The organism is Amycolatopsis sp. NPDC043889 (genome assembly GCF_056435645.1).
The window spans coordinates 1-7,667 of the sequence record NZ_JBWKEC010000068.1 but is presented as its reverse complement, the minus strand read 5'-3'; the positions used below and the strand labels follow the sequence as shown (position 1 = coordinate 7,667).

At 68.8% G+C, this 7,667-nt stretch carries 11 protein-coding genes and 1 pseudogene; 7 read left to right on the top strand and 5 right to left on the bottom strand.

From position 1 onward, the window contains the following. Positions 1 to 295 (bottom strand): annotated as a pseudogene (locus tag AC0685_RS43400) (fused response regulator/thioredoxin-disulfide reductase); the annotation flags it as partial. 195 nt (positions 296 to 490) lie between these two features. Continuing rightward, the gene (locus AC0685_RS43395; protein WP_478230848.1) at positions 491 to 934 is read right to left on the bottom strand and encodes a methyltransferase domain-containing protein; all 444 of its coding nucleotides are present in this window, start codon (positions 932 to 934) and stop codon (positions 491 to 493) included. A gap of 43 nt (positions 935 to 977) precedes the next feature. On the opposite strand from AC0685_RS43395, the gene AC0685_RS43390 reads away from it, so the two are divergent. Continuing rightward, on the top strand, positions 978 to 1,343 hold the full coding sequence (locus AC0685_RS43390) for a helix-turn-helix domain-containing protein (protein ID WP_478230847.1): 366 nt from the start codon (positions 978 to 980) through the stop codon (positions 1,341 to 1,343). A gap of 26 nt (positions 1,344 to 1,369) precedes the next feature. On the opposite strand, the gene AC0685_RS43385 is transcribed toward AC0685_RS43390, so the two are convergent. Together AC0685_RS43385 and AC0685_RS43380 are read right to left on the bottom strand one after the other, a co-directional pair. Further along, positions 1,370 to 1,957: a DUF305 domain-containing protein gene (locus tag AC0685_RS43385; protein WP_478230846.1), complete on the bottom strand. Its 588-nt coding sequence runs from the start codon at positions 1,955 to 1,957 to the stop codon at positions 1,370 to 1,372. A gap of 47 nt (positions 1,958 to 2,004) precedes the next feature. Next, positions 2,005 to 2,376 (bottom strand): DUF6153 family protein, encoded by a 372-nt coding sequence (locus AC0685_RS43380; RefSeq protein WP_340687761.1) that lies wholly within the window; start codon positions 2,374 to 2,376, stop codon positions 2,005 to 2,007. A gap of 148 nt (positions 2,377 to 2,524) precedes the next feature. On the opposite strand from AC0685_RS43380, the gene AC0685_RS43375 reads away from it, so the two are divergent. Further along, positions 2,525 to 3,571, top strand: coding sequence for a winged helix DNA-binding domain-containing protein (locus AC0685_RS43375; protein ID WP_478230845.1), 1,047 nt, complete (start codon positions 2,525 to 2,527; stop codon positions 3,569 to 3,571). Here the strand turns inward: AC0685_RS43375 and AC0685_RS43370 are convergent. Then, positions 3,564 to 4,721, bottom strand: a complete 1,158-nt coding sequence (locus tag AC0685_RS43370) for an epoxide hydrolase family protein (protein ID WP_478230844.1) — start codon at positions 4,719 to 4,721, stop codon at positions 3,564 to 3,566. The genes AC0685_RS43375 and AC0685_RS43370 overlap by 8 nt on opposite strands. Before the next feature lie 77 nt (positions 4,722 to 4,798). On the opposite strand from AC0685_RS43370, the gene AC0685_RS43365 reads away from it, so the two are divergent. The 5 genes from AC0685_RS43365 to AC0685_RS43345 all read left to right on the top strand — a co-directional run bounded on the left by AC0685_RS43365 (position 4,799) and on the right by AC0685_RS43345 (position 7,621). Next, positions 4,799 to 5,191, top strand: coding sequence for an NUDIX hydrolase (locus AC0685_RS43365; RefSeq protein WP_478230843.1), 393 nt, complete (start codon positions 4,799 to 4,801; stop codon positions 5,189 to 5,191). A gap of 193 nt (positions 5,192 to 5,384) precedes the next feature. After that, a complete protein-coding gene (locus AC0685_RS43360; protein WP_478230842.1) occupies positions 5,385 to 5,696 on the top strand; it encodes a hypothetical protein in 312 nt (103 codons plus the stop codon). A 153-nt stretch (positions 5,697 to 5,849) separates the two neighbouring features. Continuing rightward, complete coding sequence (locus tag AC0685_RS43355) at positions 5,850 to 6,293, top strand: single-stranded DNA-binding protein (RefSeq protein WP_219150473.1); 444 nt, start codon at positions 5,850 to 5,852, stop codon at positions 6,291 to 6,293. 84 nt (positions 6,294 to 6,377) lie between these two features. Beyond that, the gene (locus AC0685_RS43350) at positions 6,378 to 7,406 is read left to right on the top strand and encodes a polyprenyl synthetase family protein (RefSeq protein WP_478230841.1); all 1,029 of its coding nucleotides are present in this window, start codon (positions 6,378 to 6,380) and stop codon (positions 7,404 to 7,406) included. Positions 7,407 to 7,441: 35 nt separating this feature from the next. Further along, positions 7,442 to 7,621 carry a hypothetical protein gene (locus AC0685_RS43345; RefSeq protein WP_478230840.1) on the top strand — a complete coding sequence of 60 codons (180 nt, stop codon included), beginning with the start codon at positions 7,442 to 7,444 and terminating at the stop codon, positions 7,619 to 7,621. Positions 7,622 to 7,667: the final 46 nt, after the last annotated feature.

Here is a 7,667-nt window from a genome sequence, read left to right as displayed (position 1 = left end):
GGGCCGCCCTCGGTGAGCAGATCGGGGCCGGTGCGCACGAAACCGTGGTCGTCACGCTGGATCTCCGTGCCGAGCCAGTCGGTGCGCGGGGCCGCACCGATGAAGATGAACAGGTGCCCGGTGGGCACGGTCTCGGTCGCGCCGCCGTTCTCGCACAGGGCCAGCCGTTCGAGATGATCGTCGCCGTGCGCCTCGACCACCGTGGTCCGGGTGCGGACGTGGACGCTTCGAGCGACTGGCCGCGGACGAGGATGGTGACGTCGGCGGCGTGCTTGGAGAAGAACACCGCCGCCTGATAACGACATCAGTCGCCGTTTCTCGGCGACGATCACCTCACACCACCCCGGAAGCCAAGAACTGCGGCACGGCGACATCACCGGCCTGATCCGCCAGCCAAATCTCCCCTTCCGCCAAGGAAACCGCCCCGCCCCGCCCCGGACAGCAACGTCCACCAGCCCGCGCAGGAACGACTCCCCACCGAGGAACCCGATCACTCCCTCGACCGGCAGCTCACGAAACCCGCTCGCGTCGAGCAGCCGCCGGATATGAAGAATCGATCACCAGCGCCTCCCCAGTCGGGACCGGACAACACGATCCGTCCACCAGGGACCAGAACCCGCCGACCCTCCGCGAGGGCGGCCTCGGGCTCCGCGAGTTCATGGAACACCTTGTCCGCCCGATAACCCGCGAATCCACCGTCGACCGGCAAGGCGTACGCGTCCCCGATCAGGAAATCGCGATCGGGTGGCGAAAGGTCGACACCGACAGCGCGGAAACCCGGCGACGACAACTCGGATACGGCCGGCCCGGCACCACAGCCGACGTCGATCACGGCGGAACCAGGTTCGAGCCGGAGCAGTTCGTAGGTCCGGGCCCGAAGTTCGGCGGCTCCCGGCAGGACTTCGGCGGCGTCGAGCCGCTGCAACATGGACATACCGCAGATCGTCCGGCTTAGTGTCGACATGAGGTCAAGCACCTTGAGCGTCGGCGAGGTCGCGGAGCGCTTCGGCCTGGCCACGCATGTCTTGCGCCATTGGGAGTCCGTCGGCCTCCTCGAGCCGGCGCGGGCGGGCGACCGGCGGCGGTACGACGACAACGACCTCTACCGGATCGCGATCATCCTGCGCTCGAAGGAGGCGGACCTGAGCCTCGATGGCATCCGTGAGATGTTCCGCAGACCCAGCGAACGCGAAGCGATCCTCAAGCGCCACAAGAAAGAACTCGAGCAACGCATCGCGGCCGCGCAGGCCTCGCTCGCGATCGTCGACTGCGCGCTCGGGTGCGAGCATGACGACTTCACTCAGTGCGCGCACTTCCGGGCGGCGGTGGCGCGAGCCGGATGACCCCGGCCCGCGCCACCGCACCCGGCTCAGCCGAGCAGCGCGCGCATCTCGGTGATCTCGGCCTGCTGACCATCGATCACCTTCTGCGCCAACGCCTTCACCTCGGCGTTGCTGCCCTGCTGCAAGGCGGTCTTAGCCATCTCGAGCGCACCTTCGTGATGTTTGACCATCATTTCGAGCCACTGCTTGTCGAACGCGGCGTCCTTGGCTTTGCCGAGTTTCGCGAGATCGTCCTCGGTCATCATGCCGGACGCCGAGCCGTGTCCGGAGTGCTCGCCCGACGGCGCGACTCCCCAGCCTTTCAGCAACCCGGTCAGCTGCTGGATCTCCGGATCCTGCGCCTTCTGGATCCGCGCGGCGAGGTCGACGACCTTCGCGTTCTTGGTGCGGCCGTCGACGAGTTTCGCCATCGCGAGCGCCTGTTCGTGGTGCGGGATCATCCCTTGCGCGAACGTGACGTCGGCCTGGTTGTGGCCGGCCTGCTGGGGATCCGGCGCCTTCACCGTGGACATGCCGTGTCCGGTGGAAGCGGTGTCGGAGCCGGCACAGCCGGTGAGCACGGCGAAGGAGGCCAGGGCGGCGAGCGCGGCCCCGACCAGTTTCCTGCTGGTCATGATTCTTCCTCTGATCGGTTTCGGGCAGGGCGGGACGAACCCACCTGTCACACCCGCAACACGCAAAGAAGCGACAATCTTTCGGGTACCGGTCTCCAGCGCGGCGGATCACGGCCCGACGCCGAGCCGCCGCGCGGGCGCGACTTCCAGGTCGCCACCGTCCGTCCATTCCGGATGAGCAACCAGGAGACGATCAGGAGCACGGCCGCGGCAAGTATCGCGAGACACAGGTGCAGTCCACTGTGTCCACCGTCGTCGTGCGAAGACGTGTCCGCGCAGCACGGATCCGCCATCGCGACGGCGGAGTGCCCCGCGTCGTGGCCGGACTCGGCGACGACGTGGTGCATACCCACCAGACCCAGCGCCACCACGCACAACAACAGCCACCGCAGGGCGGCCGGGTACGAGGTCTGAGTCACGGCTCCACCGTAGCCCGATTCAGCGCGCCGCCGGACGGTGGGGTTTCCCCGCCGGAAGCAGTGCCGGGAGCCTTCCCTGCATATCTGCATGCCTGCGCAGGTCAGGAGGCGACACCGAGCCGGCGCACGCCCGTGAGATCGTCAGCGGGTGACGCTGTCCGACGACGACCTCCGTGCCGTCCGCGCCCACGCGCAATTGCTGACCGCGCCGGCCGCGGACGTGCTCGCCGTGGTCGGCTCCGTCGCCGCGGTCCAGGCACAGTCGACGCCCGCCGCCCGCCTCGCGATCCGGGCCCGGAGCCGGGGTCTGACCGCTCCGGACACCGAGGCGTCCCACGCGGTCACGCGCACCTGGCTGATGCGCAAGACGCTCCATCTCGTGCCGACGGCGGATCTCCGGTGGCTGAACCGGCTGTTCGGCCCGCGCAACGCCCAGGCGGGGCAGGGACGGCGCAGGCAACTGGACCTCACCGACGAACTCTGCGAACGCGCGCTCGGGAAACTCCAGGATCTCTTGCCGGGCAAGGCACTCACTCGGCGGGAGATCCTGGACGGCCTGGCCGCCGAGGGTATCGCGCTCGACGCGAAATCTCAGGCACCGGCCCATCTCCTGGCGTACGCGGCCAACCGCGGACTGCTGTGCCGAGGCCACGACGCCGGGACGGAGCCGACGTACGTGCTCCTCGACGAACGGGTCACCGAGAGCCGCACGCCGGACGAACCGCATACGGAACTCGCCCACCGCTACCTGACCGCCTATGGCGTCGCGACCGCCGAGGACTTCAGCGCTTGGTCCGGGCTCCCGATCGGCCTCTGCCGCAAGGCTTTCACCGCGCTGGACCTCGTTCCCGCCGGCAAACGCTTCGCCCTCTCGGAGACCGAGCTGTCCGCTCCCCCGTGCCCCCCGCGCCTGCTCGGCGCTTTCGACACTTACCTGCTGGGCTACCGCGACCGCGATCTGCTCCTCGACCCGGCCGAGGCGAAACGCGTCAACTCCGGCGGCGGGATGATCGCGCCGACCGTGCTGATCGACGGCCGGACAGCCGGAACGTGGCACACCAAGCGGACCGCGAAGCTGACGAAGGTCGTCGTGGAGCCCTTCGCCACGCTCCCGCGGTCCGCCATCGCCGGACTGGAGTCCGAAGTGGACGATTACGGCCGCTTCCTCGGGGAGACGGCCGTCCTCGTCAGTTGAGGGACCGGAAGAACTCCCGCACGTCCGCGACCAGGATCTCGGGCTCTTCCAACGCCGCGAAGTGCCCGCCGCGATCGACGTCGGTCCACCGCACGATCGTGTGGGCGTCCTCGGCGTACCGCCGGATCCCGACGTCGTGCGCGAAGATCAGCGCCGCCGTCGGCACGCCGGAGTTCTTCTCGACGGCTCCCCAGGTTTCCGCCTGCGCGTAGCCGACGTACGCGGACGAAGCCGCCGTGCCGGTGAGCCAGGTGAACATCACGTTGGTCAGCAACCGGTCCTTGCCGATGATCTCTTCCGGCAACGTCGGGCGCGGATGCGTCCACTCACGGAACTTGTCCATGATCCAGGCCAGCTGCGCGACCGGGGAGTCCACGAGTCCGTAGCCGAGCGTCTGCGGCCGCGTCGACTGGATCGCGATGTAGCCGAACTCCTCCTGCATGAAGGCCCCGATCCGCTTGACGCGATCGCGTTCGACGTCGGTGAGCGAGGCGAGTTCCTCCTCCGGCATGGACATCGGCGGCATCGGGGTCAACCCGCCGTTGACGTGCACGCCGATCACCTTGTCCGGCGCGGACCTGGCCACCTCCGGCGACACGGAAGCGCCGAGGTCGCCGCCCTGCACGCCGTAGCGTTCGTACCCGAGCCGTCGCATCAGTTCCGCCCATGCCCGGCCGATCCGCGGCATGGTCCAGCCGGAATCCGAGACAGGGCCCGAAAAACCGAAACCGGGCAGCGACGGGATCACGACGTGGAACGCGTCCGCCGGGTCGCCGCCGTACGCCTTCGGATCCGTGAGCGGGCCGATGACGTCGAGGAACTCCACCACCGAACCCGGCCAGCCGTGCGTGAGGATCAGCGGTGTCGCGCCGGCTTCGGTCGAGCGGACGTGCAGGAAGTGGATCCGCTGGCCGTCGATGACCGTGGTGAACTGCGGATGGCGGTTGATCTCCCGTTCGGCGGCACGCCAGTCGTAGCCGTCGCGCCAGTATTCGGCGAGTCCGCGCAGCCACGCCACCGGCACTCCGGTGTCCCAGCCGTCGCCGGGAAGCGGAGCGGGCCAGCGCGCGCTGTCGAGCTTCGCGTGCAGCTCGTCCAGCTGCTCCTGCGGGATGTCGAGGCGGAAGGGGCGGATCTCGGTGTTTTCCATGAAGCCCAAGTTACGAGGCATTGCGGACAGTTTCGGTCCTCAATCAAGGCGCATCTCAGGTACGGGAAGATGCGCTCGTGACGGACAAGTACTTGGCCTACGGCAGGCTCATCCGCGACGGGAAGATCCTGTTCATCCGGCGGCGGCCGGGGTCCTTCCTGGGCGGCCGCTGGGAATTGCCGGGCGGGACCGTCGAGCCGGGCGATCGGCCCGACGAGACCGTGGTCCGCGAGTTCGCCGAGGAGACCGGGCTGGCCGTCCACGTGACCGGCGAACGCGGCACCCACAGCTGGGACGACGTCGCGGGCAGGCCGATGCGGATCCACGCCACGGTGTACGCGCTCTCCGAAGAGACCGCGGGCGAGGTCGTGCTCGATCCCGGGGAACACGACGCTTTCACCTGGTACACCCGCGAAGAGGCCGCGGGACTCGAACTCGCCGATCACTTCCGGCGAGCGCTCGAAGGCTGATGCCAGGACCCGTCCCGGCCGGGCTTCCCTACGCTCCTGGCATGCTCCGACGCCTTTTGCCGGCTCCGGCAGCGCTCGCTTTCGTGGCGGGCTGCGTTCGGACTCACCCGAGCCGCCAAAGCCCGCGGACGGCGGGGACCTCGCCGCCTGCTCCGACGGCGTCCGCGAGGTCGGCGCGCCGCCGGGCGGCAGGATGACCTTTCCCAAGGAGACGAGGGTCGAGTCCCTGACCGTCCGATCCGTCGAGGAGAGCACAGTCGTCCTGGTCGCCCGCGGCATCGGCTCCCGGAGCGGCGGCACCTGCACCGGCAAGAGGTGCGAGGCGTCGGCCAACGGTCTCGACTTCACGGCCACGCTCGGGCCGGACAGCACCGTCACCTACAACGACCTCTCCATCGACCTGCTCGGCGTGAGCGACGGCGCCGCCGTCCTCCGGTACGGCGCGATGTTCAGTCCACATGCGACGGTCACTGTGGACGGGGTCGTGGCCGCCCGGATGTCATGAAAGGGTCGTTCAGGACACTTTCGTCTTGAACGACCCTTTCATGACATCCGGGCGCCGCGGGACGCCGGAAACTGTCGTACCCCGGTGGTCTCCTCTTCACAGGCGACAGCGGGCCCGGCCGGGTCCGCGCGCGGACCCGAGGAGGAAAGCCCCATGGCCGGAGAAACGGTGCTCACGGTGATCGGCAACCTGACGACCGACCCGGAGCTGAAGTTCACCCCGTCCGGAGCGGCGGTCGCGAACTTCACGGTCGCGTCGACACCACGCGTCCTGGACCGCGCGAGCGGGGAATGGCGCGACGGAGACCCGCTGTTCCTGCGCTGCGCACTGTGGAAGCAGGCCGCGGAGAACCTGGCCGAATCCCTCACCAGAGGGACAAGGGTCATCGTGCAGGGCAGGCTGAAACAGCGATCGTTCGAAACCAAGGAAGGCGAGAAGCGCACGGTGGTGGAGCTCGACGTCGACGAGATCGGCCCGTCGCTGCGGTATGCCACGGCGAAGGTGAACAAGGCGGGCCGGAGTTCGGGCGGCACACCGTCGGACGGGGCCTGGGAGCGAACGCCGGTGCCCGCAGGAAACCCGGAGCCGCCCTTCTGACCCAGCGGTTTCCCTCTCGGGAGGGAGCGATCTCCCTCCCGGGCGCCATGCGGCCGCGAACCTCCGGCTCGGATGCTGGAGGTCGTGAACACGACCACGATCGTCACGGAACTCGGCCTGGACCCGGCCGTCGAGCGGCACGTGGAGTTCGCCGCCGAACTCCGCACCGGGCTCGCCCGGGTCGAAGAGAGACTTCAGGAGGTGTTGCGCAGCCCCGGTCATCCGGAACTCACCGAAGCCGCCACCCACCTCGTCCGCGCGGGTGGGAAGAGGTTGCGTCCGTTGATGGCGTTGGCCGCGGCGGCGTTCGGCGACGGGCGAGGCGACGCGATCTCGGCGGCCGCCCTCGTCGAACTCGTGCACGTCGCGACGCTCTATCACGACGACGTCATGGACGAGGCGCCGATGCGGCACGGGGTCACCAGTGCGAACTCCTTGTGGGGCAACAAGAAAGCCGTCCTGATCGGAGACTACGTGCTCGCCTGCGCGGCACGGGTCGGCGCCGGCCTCGGCGACTACGCGTTGCGGTCGCAGGCGAAGACGTTCGGCAGGCTCGTGCGCGGCCAGTTCCTCGAGACGACCGGGCCGTTCGAGGACTGTGGCCGTCACGCGCCATACGAACACCACATCCAGGTGATGGCCGACAAGTCCGCGTCATTGATCGCGATGGCGGGCAGGATCGGCGCACAGGTGTCGGGCGCGGATGAGCGGACCATCGAAACGTTGGGCCAATACGGCGAACTGATCGGGGTGGCGTTCCAGATCTCCGACGACGTCCTCGACATCTCCGCGTCCACCACCGACCTCGGCAAGTCCGCGGGCACGGACCTCCGTGAAGGCGTCGTCACCTTGCCGATGCTCCACGCGGTCGACGACGAGGGGCCCGGGGCCGCTCGCTTGCGCGAGATCATCGGTCACGGACCGGTTTCCGATCCGGTGGTCCGCCAAGAGGCGCTCGGGCTCCTGCGCGAATCCGCCGGTGTCGTGCGCGCACTCGCCGAAGCGCACGGATACGCCGCCAAGGCGAGGGACCTCGCGCTCAGCCTCCCCGACCGGCCCGCCAGGGCGCTGCTCGTCGGCCTTTCGGCATTCGTCGTCGACCGCGGCGAGTAGGCCACGGCACCCGTGACCAGGGCTACAGTGGCGGAATGACCATCGAAACCCTGGGAAATGTCGAAGGCCGCGACATCGGCTCCGGAGTCTCGATCATCCGCGAGCGGACCGACGTCGACGGTTCCGGACCGAGGCTGCACCAGCACCCGTACCGCGAGACGTTCGTCCTGGATCCACCGGTGGGTTTGAGTGTTGGTCTTGCTTGCTGTTGTTGATCATGGTGTGGCGGGGTGGGCAGGGTGGGTTGCCGGTCGTCGCATC